21 protein-coding genes and 1 pseudogene are annotated in these 19,518 nt (G+C 35.7%); 17 read left to right on the forward strand and 5 right to left on the reverse strand.

Annotation, left to right across the window (positions count from 1 at the left end):
• Positions 1 to 174 precede the first annotated feature (174 nt).
• The 3 genes and pseudogenes from J2Y03_RS24295 to J2Y03_RS24305 all read left to right on the forward strand — a co-directional run.
• A pseudogene (locus J2Y03_RS24295) lies at positions 175 to 906 on the forward strand (ABC transporter ATP-binding protein); the annotation flags it as partial.
• A gap of 62 nt (positions 907 to 968) precedes the next feature.
• Positions 969 to 1,616: an ABC transporter permease gene (locus J2Y03_RS24300; RefSeq protein WP_310199295.1), complete on the forward strand. Its 648-nt coding sequence runs from the start codon at positions 969 to 971 to the stop codon at positions 1,614 to 1,616.
• Positions 1,613 to 2,518, forward strand: a complete 906-nt coding sequence (locus J2Y03_RS24305) for an ABC transporter substrate-binding protein (RefSeq protein ID WP_310199296.1) — start codon at positions 1,613 to 1,615, stop codon at positions 2,516 to 2,518. Before J2Y03_RS24300 ends, J2Y03_RS24305 begins: the two co-directional genes overlap by 4 nt.
• 72 nt (positions 2,519 to 2,590) lie before the next feature.
• Here J2Y03_RS24305 and J2Y03_RS24310 read toward each other — a convergent pair whose 3' ends face one another.
• The 5 genes from J2Y03_RS24310 to J2Y03_RS24330 all read right to left on the reverse strand — a co-directional run bounded on the left by J2Y03_RS24310 (position 2,591) and on the right by J2Y03_RS24330 (position 7,057).
• A complete protein-coding gene (locus tag J2Y03_RS24310; protein WP_310199298.1) occupies positions 2,591 to 3,436 on the reverse strand; it encodes a sulfurtransferase in 846 nt (281 codons plus the stop codon).
• Positions 3,437 to 3,909: 473 nt separating this feature from the next.
• A complete protein-coding gene (locus tag J2Y03_RS24315) occupies positions 3,910 to 4,602 on the reverse strand; it encodes an LrgB family protein (RefSeq protein WP_310199300.1) in 693 nt (230 codons plus the stop codon).
• On the reverse strand, positions 4,572 to 4,976 hold the full coding sequence (locus J2Y03_RS24320; RefSeq protein WP_310199301.1) for a CidA/LrgA family protein: 405 nt from the start codon (positions 4,974 to 4,976) through the stop codon (positions 4,572 to 4,574). The genes J2Y03_RS24315 and J2Y03_RS24320 overlap by 31 nt, the downstream gene beginning before the upstream one ends.
• Positions 4,977 to 5,059: 83 nt before the next feature.
• A complete protein-coding gene (locus tag J2Y03_RS24325) occupies positions 5,060 to 5,713 on the reverse strand; it encodes a GntR family transcriptional regulator (RefSeq protein WP_310199303.1) in 654 nt (217 codons plus the stop codon).
• Between the two features lie 504 nt (positions 5,714 to 6,217).
• Positions 6,218 to 7,057 carry a hypothetical protein gene (locus J2Y03_RS24330; protein WP_310199305.1) on the reverse strand — a complete coding sequence of 280 codons (840 nt, stop codon included), beginning with the start codon at positions 7,055 to 7,057 and terminating at the stop codon, positions 6,218 to 6,220.
• A 232-nt stretch (positions 7,058 to 7,289) separates the two neighbouring features.
• Here J2Y03_RS24330 and J2Y03_RS24335 point away from each other — a divergent pair, with 232 nt between their 5' ends.
• The 14 genes from J2Y03_RS24335 (at position 7,290) to J2Y03_RS24400 (ending at position 19,495) form a co-directional block, all read left to right on the forward strand.
• A complete protein-coding gene (locus J2Y03_RS24335; RefSeq protein WP_310199306.1) occupies positions 7,290 to 7,964 on the forward strand; it encodes a uracil-DNA glycosylase in 675 nt (224 codons plus the stop codon).
• A 477-nt stretch (positions 7,965 to 8,441) separates the two neighbouring features.
• Entirely contained in the window at positions 8,442 to 9,098 is a 657-nt protein-coding gene (locus tag J2Y03_RS24340) for a hypothetical protein (protein ID WP_310199308.1), read from the forward strand.
• 29 nt (positions 9,099 to 9,127) lie between these two features.
• Positions 9,128 to 9,373, forward strand: coding sequence for a hypothetical protein (locus J2Y03_RS24345; RefSeq protein ID WP_310199310.1), 246 nt, complete (start codon positions 9,128 to 9,130; stop codon positions 9,371 to 9,373).
• A 68-nt stretch (positions 9,374 to 9,441) separates the two neighbouring features.
• Positions 9,442 to 9,825, forward strand: a complete 384-nt coding sequence (locus J2Y03_RS24350; protein ID WP_310199311.1) for a MazG nucleotide pyrophosphohydrolase domain-containing protein — start codon at positions 9,442 to 9,444, stop codon at positions 9,823 to 9,825.
• 242 nt (positions 9,826 to 10,067) lie between these two features.
• Complete coding sequence (locus J2Y03_RS24355; protein WP_310199312.1) at positions 10,068 to 10,214, forward strand: hypothetical protein; 147 nt, start codon at positions 10,068 to 10,070, stop codon at positions 10,212 to 10,214.
• Positions 10,211 to 10,393 carry a hypothetical protein gene (locus tag J2Y03_RS24360; RefSeq protein WP_310199313.1) on the forward strand — a complete coding sequence of 61 codons (183 nt, stop codon included), beginning with the start codon at positions 10,211 to 10,213 and terminating at the stop codon, positions 10,391 to 10,393. The genes J2Y03_RS24355 and J2Y03_RS24360 overlap by 4 nt, the downstream gene beginning before the upstream one ends.
• 15 nt (positions 10,394 to 10,408) lie before the next feature.
• Positions 10,409 to 10,756, forward strand: coding sequence for a conserved phage C-terminal domain-containing protein (locus J2Y03_RS24365; protein WP_310199314.1), 348 nt, complete (start codon positions 10,409 to 10,411; stop codon positions 10,754 to 10,756).
• A gap of 585 nt (positions 10,757 to 11,341) precedes the next feature.
• Entirely contained in the window at positions 11,342 to 11,626 is a 285-nt protein-coding gene (locus J2Y03_RS24370; RefSeq protein ID WP_310199316.1) for a DNA-binding protein, read from the forward strand.
• Positions 11,627 to 11,648: 22 nt separating this feature from the next.
• Entirely contained in the window at positions 11,649 to 12,170 is a 522-nt protein-coding gene (locus J2Y03_RS24375; RefSeq protein WP_310199319.1) for a YcxB family protein, read from the forward strand.
• Positions 12,171 to 13,165: 995 nt separating this feature from the next.
• Positions 13,166 to 14,308, forward strand: coding sequence for an ABC transporter ATP-binding protein (locus J2Y03_RS24380; protein ID WP_310199321.1), 1,143 nt, complete (start codon positions 13,166 to 13,168; stop codon positions 14,306 to 14,308).
• Positions 14,305 to 15,792 carry a CehA/McbA family metallohydrolase gene (locus J2Y03_RS24385; protein WP_310199323.1) on the forward strand — a complete coding sequence of 496 codons (1,488 nt, stop codon included), beginning with the start codon at positions 14,305 to 14,307 and terminating at the stop codon, positions 15,790 to 15,792. The genes J2Y03_RS24380 and J2Y03_RS24385 overlap by 4 nt, the downstream gene beginning before the upstream one ends.
• Positions 15,793 to 15,799: 7 nt before the next feature.
• On the forward strand, positions 15,800 to 16,780 hold the full coding sequence (locus J2Y03_RS24390; protein WP_310199325.1) for an ABC transporter permease: 981 nt from the start codon (positions 15,800 to 15,802) through the stop codon (positions 16,778 to 16,780).
• A 20-nt stretch (positions 16,781 to 16,800) separates the two neighbouring features.
• The gene (locus J2Y03_RS24395; protein ID WP_310199327.1) at positions 16,801 to 18,498 is read left to right on the forward strand and encodes an extracellular solute-binding protein; all 1,698 of its coding nucleotides are present in this window, start codon (positions 16,801 to 16,803) and stop codon (positions 18,496 to 18,498) included.
• A gap of 97 nt (positions 18,499 to 18,595) precedes the next feature.
• Positions 18,596 to 19,495, forward strand: a complete 900-nt coding sequence (locus J2Y03_RS24400) for a carbohydrate ABC transporter permease (protein ID WP_310199329.1) — start codon at positions 18,596 to 18,598, stop codon at positions 19,493 to 19,495.
• Positions 19,496 to 19,518: the final 23 nt, after the last annotated feature.

Below are 19,518 nucleotides of genomic sequence, written 5' to 3' on the forward strand. Positions count from 1 at the left end.
AGATATCTAAAAAATAGATAGAAATTTGTCGATTAAATAGATAGATTGAATGTAACAATAGATAAGATTAATGTTAAAATTTACGATGTGTTTAATAAATCTAGAATTAGAGGTATTTTGATCCTTTGCCAACAATGGCAATAGTTAGATCATATGAGAGGATATTATGTAAATATGAAGAATACTGCAGCGGTAGAGTTTGTTAATATCAGTAAAGTTTTTGAATCTAGGTATGCGATAAAGCATTTAAATTTAACTCTGCCAAAAGAAAAAATTACAACCATTGTTGGACCATCCGGATGCGGGAAATCAACGGCTCTCAAAATGATTAATAAATTAATCGTACCCGATGAGGGAAATATTTTTATTGATGGACAAGATATCGGTCTAATGGATTCAGTTAATCTGCGGAGAAATATCGGATATGTGATTCAACAAATTGGTCTATTTCCTCTTATGACGATTGAAGAAAATATATCGATTGTTCCTCGATTAAAAGGTGCAAAGAAGGAAGACATAAAGGATAGAGTAACGGAACTTTTAAACCTAATTGGCCTTGACCCGGAACAATATCGTTATCGCTATCCAAGTGAGATTAGCGGCGGCCAGCAACAAAGGATCGGAGTAGCAAGAGCTCTCTGTGCAGACCCAACCATTATCTTAATGGACGAACCCTTTAGTGCTCTTGATCCAATTAGCCGCGTTCAATTACAAGATGAGCTTATTTCTTTACAAAAAAAACTGAAAAAGACGATTATCTTTGTGACTCACGATATGGACGAAGCATTAAAGATATCAGATCAGATGGTATTACTTAAAGATGGAGAATTAGTTCAAAGTAGTCATCCTATTGATCTACTACGTCAACCCAAAAATGAATTTGTTCGTGAATTTATTGGGGATAGATACTTTCAAGATTCATTTATTCAACACATGTATTCGATGCATGATTACGAAGGTGCAAAAAGATGAATTGGATAGAAATTTTAACAAAAACATTAGAACATATCTATTTATCCTTTATCCCCCTCTTATTTGCTTGCTTGATTGCCATCCCATTAGGAATTTTTCTTGCTAATCATGAAAGTCTTTCGAATAAGTTTATTGGATTGGTTTCTGCTATTCAAACGATACCGAGTCTGGCTTTATTAGGATTTATGGTTCCATTTTTCGGGATTGGAACACTTCCAGCTATGATTGCTTTAACACTTTACTCCATATTTCCAGTTCTACAAAATACGTATACAGGCATTCGAGACGTAGATGAATCGCTCATTGAAATTGGGTATGGAATGGGAATGACAAGGAAACAAATTCTTTGGATGGTTCAAATCCCTATGGGTCGTAATGTTATTATGGCAGGTGTTCGAATGGCTGCCGTTCATACATTAGGAATTGCCACGATTGCAACCTATATTGGAGCTGGGGGATTAGGGGATTTAATTGTGAGAGGGATAGGCATGATCGATCCTGTCATTATTGCTTCTGGTGCCGTTCCGACTGCTTTACTTGCCATTATTGTGAATCGATTATTAATTTCTCTTGAGTATAAATTAACACCTAAGAGATTACGAATCATACAAAAAAATAATAAAAAATCAGGAGGATTTAAATGAAGACAATTAATAAAACAAAAATAGTTCGTAAATTTATGCTAGCAGTAGCTAGTTTCGCGTTTCTTTTTGGAGTGGTTGGATGTTCTCAATCATCGGATACCATTACAATTGGTGGAAAACAGTTTGCAGAGCAAGAAGTTCTAGCTAACATGATGAAACTATTGATTGAAGATCAAACAGATTTAAATGCGGAGTTAAAAACGGGAATGAGCGCCAACATCACTTGGAATGCTTTAAAAGAAGGGGATATTGATGTATACGTTGAATACACTGGAACTGGATTGATTAATATATTAAAACATGAACCGGTTAAAACTCCTGAAGAAGCCTATAAAATAGTAGCAGAAGAGTTTCCTAAAGAATATGGCGTTACATGGTTAGATCAACTAGGGTACAATAATACCTACGTTGTCGTTATGCGTGCAGAGCAAGCAAAAGAATTAGGGGTTAAAACGATTTCTGATTTAGCAGCTGTATCCAATCAATTAACACTTGGAACCGGACAAGAATGGCTTAACCGTTCAGATGCCTATCCAGTTATGCAAGATCTTTATGGTGTAGATTTTAAAGTAGCAACGCTGGACTATGGATTATGGTATCAATCGCTTATAAACAAAGAAATCGATGTGATTGTTCCCTATTCGACTGACGGTAAACTTGCAGCCTATGATTTAGTTCTTCTTGAAGACGACAAACAATTATTCCCGCCTTACTACGCAGCACCCATCATTAGGGATGAAGTCCTTAAGGAACATCCTGAATTGAAAGATGCATTAAATAAGTTATCTAACCAAATTGATGAGGCAGAAATGCAAAAATTGAATGCAAGAGTTGAACTCGACAAAGAAGATTCAGCAAAAGTTGCAGAAGAATGGTTAAAAGAAAACGGGCTTATTAAATAAGTAGATTAAAAAGAAGATGAGCATTTGCTTATCTTCTTTTTACTACTCTAACATTGAAGTAGCTTGAGTTATTTAATCTGATTGACTCCACTCCATCCATCCGCCATCATAAACACTAATATTTTGCCATCCCAATAAATGGGCAATAAAAAACGCTTCACTCGCCCTCCAGCCAGTACCACAATAAAAAGTAACTTTTTTATTTGAGGTAATTCCTGCTTTTTTCCATAATTGTTCTATTTCTTCAAGGTTTTTGAGGACTCCATCTTTGTTCTCGTAATCTTCCATGTGATGGGGGTCAGAACCAGCATAGCCCCATACAGCATTAGGGATTCGACCCTTTTCTTTCATATACTCATAACCAGTGGTTTGACCAGAATATTCAATCCAGCTGCGAACATCAACCACTACGGAGTCTTTATCGTGGATATCTTTTTCAACTTCATTCCTTGTGGAAAGATAGTTTGGTTTTGGCTGTAAAAGATGAAAAGTACCTGTGCTTTCTTGTCCATCAGAAGGATGTTCTTCAATGCTATATCCATGTGCCCTCCATGCATCGATTCCTCCATTCAGTAAACGAACATCATCAGTCCCTGCATACATGAATGCCCATGCCGCTCGAGCAGCAGCCATTATTTTCTTTCCGTAAACAATAACGGTGGTTTCATGACGAATCCCTAATTCATTTATAACCTTTTCTAATTGTTTGTTGGAAACAAGATTCCATAAAGGCCCATCTTCTATCGAATTTGTATCTAAATACAGGGAACCTGGAATAAATCCATCCTTATATTCAGACTGTTTACCAAACCCAACAAAGACCATCATCAATTTTTGGTTAGATTGATTTTTAGGATCATGGATAAGCTTCTTAAGCTCCACGGGTGAAAGTAACTTATGTTGATTTTTAAATGGCATGTAAAACTCACCTCTCGGACACGGGACAAGGGGACTGGAACCTTATCCCACTTCTCCTATAATATTTACATTTTAATAAAAATTATCTGTCACTCCCCGAGTTATTCAATCCGGTTTAACAGAAAATTAGTCGACTTCCCTTTCATTTAATATTCAGTGGTTAGATTATATGTAGGAGTGAAGTATACAATAAAATATTTCAAGGACATTCCCCCAGTACTATGTATTTGTAAATACTTATTTGCAAACCTATTATGGAATTATGCCTTGGGCTGCTTCTTTTTCGCTGGCTTATTATCAGGATTTTTGCATATAATCTCATCTTTGATGTTCTTAAGAAATTCCCAGCGAAAAGTGCCTGGCACTGTTCGTAAGCAATTTTTCCAGATAAAAAGTCCAATTTCCAAAGAGCATATAAAAGAAATTAGACTTTTTAAATGTATAAGTAAACTATATTTTATATGAAGAGTTTCTCAAAAGTGAAAAAGCCGCACAACAATTGGTCCTAAAAAGGTACCGATGATTGCACATAATGCCATTGAAACCGAGCTCATTGAAAAAGTGAGTTCACTGTATTCGGCAGCTTTAGAAGTTCCCATGGAATGTGAGGCACTGCCAAGAGCGATACCTCTGCCAATAGGGCTGTGCACCCGCATAAATTTAAAGATAGTAGGAGCTGCTATTGCACCAAGTATTCCTGCAATCACAACACTAAAAATGGCTATAGAGGCATTACCTCCTAATCCTTTAGCTACTTCCATCGCAACAGGAGTAGTAAGAGATTTAGGAATAATGGAAAGAATTAATGTATGATTTATCCCGAATATCTTAGCTAGGAGGCCAATACTAACCATTCCTGAAATAGTAGCGATTAAAACTCCTCCTACTATTGTGAATAAATTATTCATTAAAAAATGACGTTGTTTATACAAAGGATAAGCAAGTGCTGCAACCGCTGGACCTAAAAGGGAATTAATCCATTGCCCGCCCATCATATAATTTTTATATGGAATATTAAGTAGCAAAAGGATGATGATGATTAGGACCGATGTTGTTAGAATGGGTAGTAAATAAGAATAGGAATACCTCTTATACAATTTGGTCATTGCAAAATAAACAACAACGGTTAATAAAATCATGAAGAATGCGAGAAGGACTTGTGGCATTCTTTATCATCCTTTCTTTTTTGTGCTTTTTTCTCAAAAAATTGACTTGCTGTTCCTGAAATTGCAATTGAAATGATGGTACTTAATAGTATGGCTACAACGAGCAATACACCATGAATAGATAGTAACGAAGGATAGTTCATGATACCAACTGTTGTTGGAATAAATAATAACATTAATATACTTAGCAAAAAAATTGCTCCATTTTCAATCCACTTTACTGGAACTATTTTTAAACATAGACAAACAAAAAGTAATAAGAGTGCTATGATACTACCCGGAATGACCAGGTGGAAAAGGTTTTGAATAAAAGTCCCAATGAAAGAAAAGATATATAAAATACAAATTTGTAATACAATGGTGAGAATTTTCATGTTGTGTTGTCCTCTTCCTTTCTTTCTTAATAAATGAATAGTATCGTACATCGGAAGAAGATGTAGTTTATGGATGATTCTTTTCACTCCCCAAGATTTGCTACTATTGTGCGATGTGAGTGAACAAGATGGTTCAAAACAGCATCCGTTGTTTGGTCTAAATTTCTTGCTTTTAGCCCCTCAATAATTAATTTATGTTCGGAATAAACCTCGTCTAAGCTTATTCCGGACTTTAATGCAACGAGTCCATACCAATTAACATGGTCTGTGAGGTTTTGGATTAATTGATTCAGCCGATGGTTTTGACTTAACTCTGCAAGGAACAAGTGAAAGGATGAATCAGCATTCATAAATTGTATAGGGTCTTCCTTGATGTCCAATAGTTGTTTATTTACCTTCTCAATTTTTTCGATTGTTTCGTCATCAAGAAGAGGAATTAATAGTTCGATGGCCAAAACTTCATTTGCCTTTCGCAGTTGAAAAACTTCATCTACATCGTGTCTATTAATGCTTTGGACCACAATTCCTTTTCGTGGTAAAGACTGAATCCACCCTTCTAGTTCTAGCTGTTGCAAAGCTAATTTTAATGGTGTTCGACTAATTCCAAGGCTTTCACTAAGTGAACGTTCATATAGCATGGATCCAGGTTCGACTTTGTGTTGAATAATTCCTTTCTTAATTTCTTTATAGGCATGATCTTTAAATAATTGGGGTTGTTCTGCCTTTGAGAAGCTCATCAATTTTCATCCTTTATCATAATAGTAGTTAAATCTTAAGAAATTATCAGTATTGTTAATATCTACGTAAAGAACATTTGGTATCTGGTATTCCAGATGCCAATATAGCATATCATTGATTTCGTCTTTTTACAACCTTTGATAAAGGTTAGAAAATCACGGGGTGGGGGTACTTTTTCATGAAAAAATATGGACAAATTGAGCTTAGTGAAAAAGAATACAATCCTCCAAAAAATAATGCCTTAAGATAGTGGTCTAATCCTCGACAAAAAAACTCTTGAAAAACAGCCCAAAGTTCGTTTATTAAAAGGGTTTAAGCCTGTTCTAATCAAACGATTGATTGAAAGAATGGTTAGCAGACCTTGTCGATAAATAGGTTAATGTGACCTAAATGGAGAAAGGCTCTGTAGTTTGTATATAAAATAGCCACGATGAAATAGAAAAGACAGAGGCAGAGCCATTTCAATTATGGAGTATAAAACCTTCTATCATTTTCAACTCCCATTAAGCGTGCAGCCAATCATAGTACATGACTTCGCCTGTTTCGAGCACATAGCGTAACGGCGTACTCTCATTTCTGTTTTTTGGCAATTGCTCGAGATAGAGTTCTTTCAATTTGTTGGTTAAAATTCCATAAAAGAAGGCAATCGGTTTTACTACCTGCTTGGTAGATTTCAGTTTACGGATAAGTTGCTTAAAGGACTGAATCGCTATGCTGAGAACGTCTTCTGTGTTTTGGTCACATTCAAATCGAAATGCAGAGATTTGTACCATATGCCAGTATTCCTCAATTGTTTTCGCATCAGAGAAGAAATATTTTACGAGCTGGACAAATGCTTGTGGAACTTTATCGCTAACAAAAGTGTGATCGAGTTCAATCGGCGCTTCGTTACGTTTATTATTCTTTTGATTATTTGTTTTTAAAAGATTATTAGTTTCTTTAGGCTGGTCCAATTTTTTCGGCTTGGGTGGTTCACTTTGTGGGAAACGATTAAAGCTATAAAGGTTGCTAGACTGTGAACCATTTTTCCGTTCTGTTTCATAGATGGTGAGGATTCCTAATTCTTTTGCTTTGAGGATCATCCGCTTAAATGTTGAGCGGGAGATACCGTTACCTTGATACTCTTCATTAATTGCTTTTAGTAATGTTCCAATCTTTGCATTACAAACTCCAGGAACTTTTACTGAAAAACGAACCAGCCGTTTCAACCCGACCAATTCCCCCTTCGAAAACTCCTGCTTCTTCATCGCTAACCACATCTCGATATGCGTATTAAACTCCTTCACACTTTTAAACTGAGAATACCGCTCAAACCCTTCAATTCTGCCTGATTTCAAATTCACAAAAATGCACCAGCCTTTCTACCCTCTATATAGGAATCTAGAGGCCAAAAGGACAGGCTGATTTGCAGAAAGTTGTTACAGAATTGTGTACTTCGTAGAATAAGAAAAGATTTGGCAAATGCCGAATCTATTTTCAGCGAACCGTGCCTGGCACTGTTCGTGTTTTTATGGTGCAAAGTATTTCTAGATACTTATAATTAAACTAACAATCTAGAAAAGAGAGTGAATGAGAATGGTAATATTAAAAAATGATTGGGCACCTTTATTGGAGGAGGAATTTGAGAAAACGTATTATCAACTCTTAAGGAAAAAACTACTGACGGAATATCAAACAAAGGTCATTTATCCGGATCAACATGATATTTTTAATGCACTCCACTACACTTCCTATATAGATACAAAGGTAGTCATTATCGGTCAGGATCCCTATCATGGACCTGGACAAGCTCATGGTTTAAGTTTCTCCGTTAAACCGGGAGTGAAAATCCCTCCATCATTACGCAATATTTATAAAGAGCTTCAGGATGATGTGGGTTGCTTTATTCCTAATCATGGTTACCTAGTGAAATGGGCTAAACAGGGGGTCCTAATGCTAAACGCCGTGCTGACTGTCCAGGCAGGAAATGCAAACTCCCATAAAGGTCTCGGTTGGGAGTTGTTTACGAATAGAGTTATAGAAATATTGAATCAAAGGGAGACACCTGTCATATTCATCCTTTGGGGGAATTTCGCACAACAAAAACAACAATTGATTACTTCATCCCAGCACTTCATCATTAAATCTCCTCACCCGAGCCCATTTTCTGCACATAATGGCTTCTTCGGCAGTCGGCCATTTTCCAAAGCAAATATGGTTTTGAGGGAAATTGGGAGTATGGAGATTGATTGGCAAATAAATAATCTATAGGTAAAGGTATAGCTTAAAAAGTGATTACTCTAATTCAACATATACTTCAGATTTGCTTTTTAAACAGAACGATTAAGGGCCTATTGATTAGGAATATAAAGAAAAAGTCTTTTAATGATATTTTTATAGTTTAAGGGATTCGAAAGAGGTGAAGAAAGTGATGCTAAATTATCCTTATTCTTCAAAAAAGGCGAAAAAAAACCTCAAACGTTTGATTAAAATTATTTGAATTTATAGACTATGATTTATTTAATGGATAGTTTTTTTTCAACAAAGAATGAGATGTGAATAGAATGTATGTGTACAACCCAATTCCTCATTAATTTCTCTTTCAAGTGATGAAAAGATATCCTCATGCTCTCCTATTTTCCAACCAAAAAGTACTAGAGCAAGTTTACTAATATTGCATATTGAGGTGGCCAGGCTTTTGCTATAATAGAATTAATTGGAAAATATAGGTCAAAAGGAGAATAGATAATGGCTGGGGATCATTCTGCAGCGAGAGATGTTAATAAGGATGTCCTTATTAATGAACTTGATTTAAGGCAGGTATCAAATACGACTATATATGTTAAAGGAAGTTATTTCATTCTTTCTCCCTCCGTTCAAAACTCCTATAATTGGTTCGATCTTCGATTAGTAAATCTGAAACAGTTTGATAGAAAGAACCAAAAAGGTTATCTGCTTATCAGGTTTTTTGATAAGTTTCTACTTGCGGATCTAAGGAGTTTTTGGAGAGCGATGATTTCAAAAGAAAACTATGTAAAAACTAAGGTAAGCGGTGTACATTGGAAGTTTATAATTAGATTTGTAAATGGACAATACATTATTGTCAATCAAAGGGATAAAAAGCAATTCGTTATTGAGGAAGTAACTATGGATGAGTTGAGAGAGAAGCTTAATAGGGTAATAAAGAAAAAAGCAGCAGTTCCGAAAATAGAAAGTAAGAAAAAACCTTTGGAGCAACCAAATGCTGATATTAGCCTAGCCTCCTTAAGGGGAAAATTAAGTGAACAAATACATCTTACCTCAGAGGTTGCATATAAAAAGACCCCTTTAGTAAAACCAGGCAGGAAGCAATCTAAAGGTGAAGGACTATTTAATTGGTTATTGAAACTTTTTAGGAAGAATTAATGTTGATTATAAAGGAAGGGTGTTTTTTAATGAATCTTTATCAAGCTATTATTCTTGCATTAGATGATTTAGGTAGAGAGGGAACAATCAAAGAAGTTAGTTCCTGGATTGAAACAAAATATCCAAATACATGGAAAGATGTTGGGACGGCTCTAGCTGACATGGTTCCAAAATCACTCGGTGGGAATTCTTCATCAACTGTTAGTGAAGATTACAGGGTTCTAGAAAGAATAGCGCCAGGAAAGTATCGGTTATATCAAAATACAGCCCGATAAATTGATTGAAAGAACTATTCAAACGTTTGATTAACAAAATTCAGCGGTCAAAGGACGGAAGGGATTTCATGAAAGAGATACAAAGTTTTGCGAAACAATATCAAAACGAAATGGGATGGGAAATTTCTGAGGAGAGCTTTGCTAAGAGTCGAGATTCTCTTTTAAATAATTACATGCTGCTAACAACGGAGGTTGCCGAAGTAGCGGAGGAACTGCGGAAGGCCTTTAATCTTACTGCTACCCTTGTCCAAAATGGCATGGAAGATGAAAAGGCATTTGAATTAGCTAAGAATCAGATTAAAGAAAATGTAGGCAAGGAGTTGTCAGACTGTCTGGCTTATATGCTGAAATTTTATAATTATTTTGGAATCGATGTAGAGGAAAGCTTTTACGCCAAAATGGAAGAAGTTAAAAACCGGAAGAATAAGGATTTAGTAAAACCAGCAAAATGAAATGATTTATAATACCAAAATTTACTTTTGAAAATGGTTCAAGAGTAAATCTTGGTTATTTTTTTACAAAAAATTTTTTGACCATGTCCTTTTTTCACTTTTTTCTATATATAGAGGGTGGCAGGAACATATGGAAGGGGTAAGACCCCATTGGTGCAACTAGTTTACTTTTAACCAATTAAGAAGTGGTTCAGACGAGTAAATTGTTGATTAATGAAAGTCCATTGATGGTGGTGCCTTCTATGGTGGTAAGGGTTGGTTTGAATGAGGCTTTGGTGTTACAGCAGATTCATTATTGGCTTGGAATTAATAAGCATGAGATTGAAGGAAGAAAATGGGTGTATAATTCCTATCCGGATTGGCAAAGGCAGCTGCAATTTGGTCAGTGAGTACAATTAAGTGCACCTTTCAATCACTTGAGAAGCTGGGCTATTTGCTTTCTGGGAATTGGAATGTATCTAAGCTAGATCAAACAAAATGGTATACAATTGATTATCAAAAAATAGAGGTGTTACAAGAAGTTCAAAATGAACAAGCGCTGCTGCTCAAAGTGGCCAGCTACCCGTAATAATTGAGCCCCGCTATGGAGTCTGATTGGGCTGAACAAGAGATTAGTTTAACCCAAGCAACACCAGAGATTACAACAGAGAAAAAAATAATACCTTTTGTCGAAATTATTCAATACTTAAATGACAAAGCCCATAAGAGCTTTAAATTGGGCTCCAAAAGAACAAGAGAGTTAATTCAAGCAAATAAAGGTTTTTCGATGGGTGATTTTAAAAAGGTGATTGACTTTAAGGTTGCGGACTGGGGAGGGGATGTGGATTGGAACAAGTATCTGCGGCCGGAGACCCTGTTTGGAACGAAATTTGAATCCTACCTTAATCAAAATGAAGGATTTTCACAAGAGGAGTTTAATCTTGAAGATTAGACGAGTAGATTCACTAAATGACGGATTCCTCTAAGACATCACATATGTTCCGGCAGATCCGGAGATACAAGCGATGATAGACGATTATCGTGCTAAGATGAATGCGCAATAAATCAAAGGAAGTTTTCAATGCTATTAGTAACATCAAAGCGAGATCCTTCACTTTTTCGTTTCTTTATTTGTGCTTAATTCAAGGATTACTACAAAGAATTAGATATTATCGCAAACCTAAAGCCGATTAAAAACCAGAATCAGTCTATAAGCGAAATAATAATTTAATCATTTCAATAAGAAGACTCTCTCTAATTAAGCCAGGAAGGTTTTTGATATAATAGAGATAATAATAATTGGGGGGATTTGATCGAGTTGGAGTGTGGAAAGAATGAGTGCAGCAACTTTCTGGAATTATCTTAGGGAGGAAGCTAGACTGGGAGAGTTTGAAATTCATACAGTTCCTCAAAATAAGAGTGTTTCATTGTGGTTTCAAGTTGCTGTGTAGGGATAAACATCTCATCAATAGTGGATCAAATTCAGCAAAGCTATTTCAAATTTAGCCAAAAGTGATTTTTACTAGGGAGGTATTAAATGGATATAAGTTTTTTTTGGGTAGGTGCAGGTTTAGCAGCTTTGGGTTATTTTATAGGTGATGGTTTGAAGAATTTTAAGAATCCAAAAGGAAGCTATTCTGCATATCCAACATTAATAAAAGAAAGGGATTTACATATTTACATCGGTTTAAGTAAAGATGAGGTTAATGATCTATTAGCTAAGTATCCCAGTGCACCGAGAATGGAGTTAAAAGGAACAACTTATTACCCATATCAACAATTACTAGAGTGGCTTTCATCTAATAACATATTTAATAAATAACTATAGTGATAGGAGATTTTGAATGAAGTTCAATTACAACTTAACGGAAGATGATTTTATCAAATATAATTTGTTTCACGTAAAAAATTCAAATTCTGCGCTTAAATCTTTGAAAATGCAAAGATTTTTAACGCCCGTTTTTTATACAATTATTGCATATGTATTTTCAAATTTTGCGGATATTCCGTTCTTGTATGCGTTTATTCCTTTTTTAATTGTGAGTATTTTGTGGGTTGTTTTTTATCCGAAGTATTTTTACAATCGCATTACTCGTCATACGAAAAAGATGGTCACGGAAGGTAAGAATGAAGGCTTGCTGGGGAAGCATTCGATGAATTTGACAGAGGAAGGTATCGTTGATTCCACTTCTAGCGGTGAAACGAAGGTTCATTGGTCTGGTATCATAAAGTTTAAAGAAGATGATTCTAACCTGTATCTATATAATAGCTCAGTAAGTGCCTACATAATCCCTAAAAGAGATTTAACAGATTTAGAGGAAGTACGAACTTATCTTAAAACTAAATTGCCCCACTTAGAACTCTAAACTATTTTTAGGGTTCTTTATTATTTTGCTTAACTTTCTTACTTTTAGGAATTGTATTTAAGATAAGAAGGAGAAAAACTAGCCATTAACAAGTGAGTAGCAACTGATGTTTACAATTGTGGTTGTAAGTAAAACAGGAGCAACCGGGTCCAATTAAAATCCTTCGCTTAGTAGAATCATTGAACTTCGACATCCCTCGCACTAAACTATTAAAGAGAATCTATGTTGAATCTGTATTTGTTCCCAAACTAATCAAACCCTTGATTAAACTCATTAATTACTATCTGCGAAGAGCCAATCTGTAACTATTTCTCCCCATTTATCTATATACCTCATTCCATTGGATTGTTTAATCTTAAAATCAGGTAATTGATCCTCAACCGCATATTTCTTAGCTGTTCTCTAATTAATCCCTAAGGTTCACTTAATCTATTTAAGCCACGGTCCTGAAGTTCTTTAAACATCTGCTTTTTTGTTTGCCTTAACTTTTTATTAAAAATCACTACAAATACTTGTTTTATACATAAAAGGAGAAAAAAATAGTGGGAAAATATTAAGTTTGTTGAGAGATTGTAAATAAATATACGCAAAATGACCTATATTTTTTAATAAATATTGGTTTTTATTTTTGTTTTATAAAAAAAATATCACTTATCTTTGATTTTTGAGATAAAAGTTTACATTAAAAATATTGAACCAAACCTAAGGGGCAGAAGGGTTTAAGGGATATGAGGGCAATGGCATTCAGAATGATCCAATTAAGTGCATATACAACATAAAGTTGATTTACAAATAATTTACTGTTTAAACATGTTGGATTAACATTTGGAAAGTATAATTGGCTCGTAAACAAAAAACAAAACAACAATAAAACACATAAAAACAACAACAAACAGATAATCACTTTTTGTTTACCGGGAAAAAAATACTTTTTAAATAAAACAAACATCATGCAAAAAGGGATAACTTCAAAACTGGAAATGGGGGAGAAGTGTGTGGCAAGAATAGAGTTAAAGCATTTATTTAAAAATTATATTGAGGGTGTACATGCAGTAACAGATTTTGATTTAACGATTGAAGATGAAGAGTTTATTGTTTTAGTAGGACCATCTGGTTGTGGGAAATCAACAACATTACGAATGATTGCTGGATTAGAGGATATATCTTCTGGAGAAATCTATATCGATGGTAAAAAGCAAAATACTTTACATCCAAAAGATCGCGATATTGCCATGGTATTCCAAAACTATGCTTTATATCCACATATGAATGTATTTGACAACATGGCGTTTGGACTGAAAATGCGAAAAACACCAAAAGATGAAATTGACCAACGTGTAAAAAATGCCGCAAGAATTTTAGATATTGAAAAGTTGTTGGATCGTAAGCCAAAGGAATTATCAGGTGGACAAAGACAAAGGGTAGCATTGGGGCGAGCAATTGTCCGTGAAGCAAAAGTTTTCTTAATGGACGAGCCTCTATCAAACTTAGATGCAAAACTTCGATTCCAAACACGGGCTGAAATTACGAAGTTGCATAGAAATTTAAAAGCGACAACGATTTATGTAACTCACGACCAAACAGAAGCAATGTCGATGGCAACACGAATTGTAGTGATGAAAGATGGGTATATTCAACAAATTGGCACTCCTAAGGAAATCTACTTAAACCCAGCCAATGTGTTTGTTGGAAAATTTATTGGATCTCCAGCAATGAACTTTATTGATGTTTCCATTAAGGAACATCATTTGACAATCGGTGATAAAAAGTATCCATTGCCACAAACGATTAAAGAAAAATTAGCTAAAAAAGGATATGCAAATAAAAATATGTTAATGGGAATTCGACCTGAAGACTTGCAAGTAGTTGAAGGTGAGAATAAAGAACTTTCCATTACTGCTGAGGTTGAATTTTCTGAGTTAATGGGTGCTGAAACATTAGTTTACTTTAAGCTAAATGGTGAAACAGTCATTTCAAAGATTAATAGTATGGAGCATTTTGATGCAGGACAAAAAATTCAGCTAGGCATTAACTTTGATAAAATTCATTTCTTTGATAAAGAAACTGAGCTGCGTGTCCCAACAATGGGTGAGGGTCAAATGAATGAAAGTGAAGAAAAGGAAAGTCTAACTGCATGAGATTGGAACTTTTTAAACAAGATTTTAAAATCAGCCAATCTGCACATCAAGCGCATCTTGTATATAGAGTCTATGTGCCTGAGAATCTAACAGAAATAGAGGTTCAATTTCAATATGGTCCAATCGTGGAGACCTGTAAAGAAACAATCCGAAAAGCTGTGATTCGTGAAGGCTTGAAGGAATCGGTTATACAGGACGATACAACAGTCCGAAATTTACTAACAGTCTCCATTAATGACCCGGAAGGATTTTGTGGTGCTCATCACTTCTTCTCTGAAAATCAAACGATACAAATAAGTGAGAAAGAAGCAACAGAAGGATTCATCTCAGGAAAGATACATGAAGGTTTTTGGGAGTTTATTATTAGCTGCCATGGGGTTTTTTCAGATGAAGTAACAGGGCAGATTACGGTCTTTGGTGTCTCTCTGGTCAATCAAACGAAAAAGGAAGAATCCATACCATTCAAAGGTCTTGAATTTGGGCAAATAGTGAAAGATCGCAGTCGCAATTCATTATGTGAACCTATTCAAGTGAAGCGCATGGAACTTCATAGTCATACCGTTCACAGTGATGCCTCTCAAACAACAAAAGAGTTACTAGCACAAGCAGAAAAAGAGGAGATTGATTGGCTGGCGATCACGGACCATAATACGATCACAGCTTTGCTAGAAGCGGAACAACATAACCAGTTCAACCGCCAAGTACAGCTATTAAACGGTATTGAATATACCACTTTTTATGGGCACTTTTTAGTGCATGGGCTAAGAGAAAATATCATCATCGACTGGACAAAGATTTCTAAGCACAACACCAATAAAGTGTTTGAAAGGTTAAAAGAAAAGGATGTACATATTACCATCGCCCATCCATTTGATGGTGGAAATCCATTTTGTACGGGCTGCCGTTGGGAATATATGTTGGAAAATCTAAAATTTGTAGATGCGATAGAGGTTTGGAATAGTACAAACCCGCATCAATCCTTATCAAATGAAGATGCCTTTCATCACTGGACACAATTACTCAAACAAGGCTATGAAATAGCGGCCTCAAGTGGCAGGGATTGGCATCGACTCTATCCAGGTGAAGCGATTGCTTATACTTATATACTAGTACCCCAAAATGAAACGGAAGAGGATCTTTTACAGGCACTAAAACTAGGAAAATCGTATATTTCCATCCGTCCGGAGATCGATTTTATCGTGAACGATTTTCATTGTTTAGGAGACCGGGTAGAGGATGAGTCAGGTGAATTAAATCTTTCCATCGCAATCAATCAACTTAAGGGTGGTGATAGGTTCCGTATTTTTTCCCAGAGTGGTCTCATCTTAGAAAAAGAATTGATAGGTGAATACGAATGGAAGGAGGAATTCCGACTCCGTAACAATGGATATTCGCTACTCAGAATAGAAGTATTAAATGAAGCAAAAGAAAGAGTAGCTTTCACGAATCCAATTTATATCCATCGTACAGAAGAGAAGGGATGACATTAATTTGGAAAATGTTGTGGTTCATAATGGCCTACTAAAAACAAAAGAAGAACTGGAATTACACTATAACCCAGTGAAAGAAAGCATTTGGACAAAGATAGTAAGACATAAAGTATTTTACCTCATGCTATTCCCTTGTCTCACCTTCTTTTTAATTTTTTCGTATTGGCCAATGAGCGGTATGATTTTAGCTTTTAAGGAATACGGCTTTAATACTGGATTTTTTGGTGGTGACTGGGTCGGTTTCAAATACTTTGAGCAGTTCTTTGGGGATGCAAGAAGCTGGTTGTATGTGAAAAATACACTCATCATCAGTGTTCTGAAATTATTTGTTTATTTACCATTTCCGATTCTATTAGCACTAATGCTAAATGAGGTAAAAAACAATAGATGGCGTGGCGCTTTCCAAAGTATAACCTATCTGCCGTACTTTATTTCTTGGGTTGTAGTGGTTGGTTTGATGAACAAGCTGCTTGCCCCGGGTACGGGTATGATCAACGAAGCCATTAAATCGTTAGGCGGAGATGGCAGCAAGTTTTTCATGATGGATGAAGGGTTATTCTTACCACTGGTATTTATTAGTTATCTTTGGAAAAGCATTGGTTGGGATTCCATCATATATTTTGCCGCGATTGTAGCGATTGTTCCTACCCTTTATGAGGCAGCAGCCATTGATGGAGCAGGAAAATTACGTCAAATCTGGCACGTGACATTGCCAGGGATATCTGCAACCATCATTATCTTATTCATATTATCATTAGGCAGTATTTTATCATCGGGTTTTGATCAAATTTATCTAATGCAAAATCCAGGAAATGCCGATGTGTCAGAAACGATTGATACGTATATCGTGCATACAGGTTTGCAAGGCGGACAATTCGGTTATGCAACAGCGATTGGTTTGATGCAGGGTATTGGAGGATTAATTGTAACGATTATTGTCAATAAAATCACCAGCAAAAAATTCGGAACTTCATTATGGTAAAAATAGGAGGAAACAACAAGATGAAATCATCTTATAAAAGAATGTTAGCTACATTATTAGTGCTGATCACAGTATTTATTACAGCATGTTCCAATCAGGAATCTTCTATTAATACAGAAAAACCAGAAGGTGCACCAGATACATGGATTGCCGATCGTACCATAACGGGGTTGGTTTTCGAATCTGCAAATGATGCAGGGGTTGAAATGAACGAGGAAATTCTAGCTTATATTAAAGAAAGAACAGGGATTACGTTAAAATTACAAACTGTTACAAATGAAGATTCAACAGAAGCATTAGCAGCAGGTTTAGCATCTGGAGATTTACCTGACTTCGTAGCATTCTATTTAAATAACAGTGGTCGTCCTGAAATGTCTTTATTATTAAAAGCGGCAAATGAAGGAATGTTTCACGACTTAACACCTTTAATCAAGGATACAAAAGTTTACTCTAAGTATTTAGATAAGGATTATTTACCAGCAGATACACGTGATAACATTATGTTCCGTAAAGAATGGGATGGCGCATCTTACTTAGTTCACATGGCGATTAATCGTAATGGAGGAGATGCAGGACGTCCAACAGTCGGTGGCCTTTATATTAAAAAAGACATTGTAGAAGCTTTAGGAATCGATCCACTTGAAGTGAACACATCTGAGGAGTTACGTGAGTTAGCTTTAAAAATTAAAGATGGTCATTTCAAAGATGATAATGGAAAAGAAATTACTGTCATGGGTCCAACTGCATGGGGCGGCTCTGACCGTGAATGGTTATACAATGACAAAGTTTGGACAGGTGTGAGCGGCGAGAAATTCATGAAGGATGAAAACGGAAATATCTTGCATGAAGCACAAACAGATTTCGGAATTGAGCGTGTGAAATATGTTCAACAATTAATGAAAGAAGGATTAATGAGTCCTGAGTATTACACAATGGAAGAAACACGTGCAAAAGAAGGTATTGTAAATGGTTCTTTCGGAATTGTTTCTGATATGCATAACTATATGCCTGAAAATAATGATATGACTTACATTCCATTAGGTCCAATTGAACGTGTCGACGGAACAAATGATATGGTTCTTTCTTATAAATCAGGTTATGCAGGCTGGGCTATTCCTTCAACAACAGAAATGCCAGAACATGTGATGAAATTTGCAGATTGGTTAGCTAGTGAAGAAGGAAAAAGACTATATTTCTACGGACTTGAAGGAAGAGATTATGATTTAGATGAAAATGGGAAACCAGTTGTAAAACAAGAAGTACTTGATCTCATTGAATCAAATCCTGAAGAAGCGAAGAAACTTGGATTCCGTGGTGTAGGTGCATATTGGGGCGAACATTTAGCTTATACAGATATGGACAACCTTGCAGACTTCGGTGAAATCAGCTATGGAGATAACGTGAAAGGCGAAAATACATCTGCAGCAACAGAAATACTAGATTTATATAAATATGATGAAAAATTAGCAAATGCTAGAGTCATTGATGGTATGACTGTTCAATCATTCCTTTATGAATTTGAAGGTGATGATGGTCAACTTGCAACAGCATTAACTCGTTACGACGAAGATTTGCTGCGCGCTTATTATGCAAAATCCACTGAAGAAGCACAATCGATTTTAGACGAAACACGTAAAAATCTTGAAAAGAATGGCCTACAGAAATTCCTTGATTTTGTTGAACAAAAAGAAGCAGCAGGCGTAACCATCAAGTTTTAATATTAACAATCCCTTTCCTTATCCTTTTTGAGGAAGGAAAGGGATTTTTATTCTAAATATGAAACATAAAGCCTCACTAAATAAGGAGAATGAGTGAATGAGTAATAGTATGAAGAGCTCAACAGCTCTAAGGGTTCTTAATAGTGCATTGATTGTATTATTTTGTTTAGCCATTATTCTTCCATTTTTACATGTACTGGCCATTTCGTTAAATAGTGGAATTGATGCACAAAAAGGTGGGATTGGTTTCTGGCCTAGAGAATGGTCGGTTGAGAACTATACTGAAGTGTTTAAGCAAGATAATTTATTGAATGGTTTGTTTATTTCGATCTTTAGAACGGTCGTTGGTACAGTGGTTGGGGTAGCGCTCATGTCTATGGCTGCCTATGCGATGACGATTAAAACATTGCCAGGCAGAAAGGCGATTACATTCTTTGTATTTTTTACGATGTTGTTTAGCGGTGGTACCGTTCCGTATTATCTCGTATTAACTGAACTAAATTTAACCAATACCATCTGGGTGTATATCATCCCAAGTTTATACAGTGTAACGAATATTTTATTATTACGTACTTCTTTCAATCAATTGCCATTTTCTGTTATTGAGGCGGCGAGAATTGATGGATGCAGTGAGTTTAAGATTTTTAGAAGTATTGTGATTCCAATGAGTAAACCGGTCCTTGCAACGATTTCACTATTTACAGCCGTTGGTCATTGGAATGACTGGTATGCTGGTTCATTCTTTGTAAGGGATGCATCTTTAAAGCCATTAGCAACGCTTTTACAAGAAATGCTGACACGACAAGCGGCATTATCTGATATTTTGCTCCGTAATTCAGGGAGCATGGCCTATGCACAGCTTGACAAAATGACTGTAACAAGTGATTCCCTGCAAATGGCAACCATCATTGTGGTCATGCTGCCGATGATAGCCATTTATCCTTTTATTCAAAAGTATTTTGTAAAAGGTATTACCGTTGGTTCGATTAAAGAATAAATTTTCCTGAGGTGAAAAGAAAA

The organism is Neobacillus niacini, assembly GCF_031457145.1.
GTDB classification, from domain to species: domain Bacteria; phylum Bacillota; class Bacilli; order Bacillales; family Cytobacillaceae; genus Neobacillus; species Neobacillus niacini_J.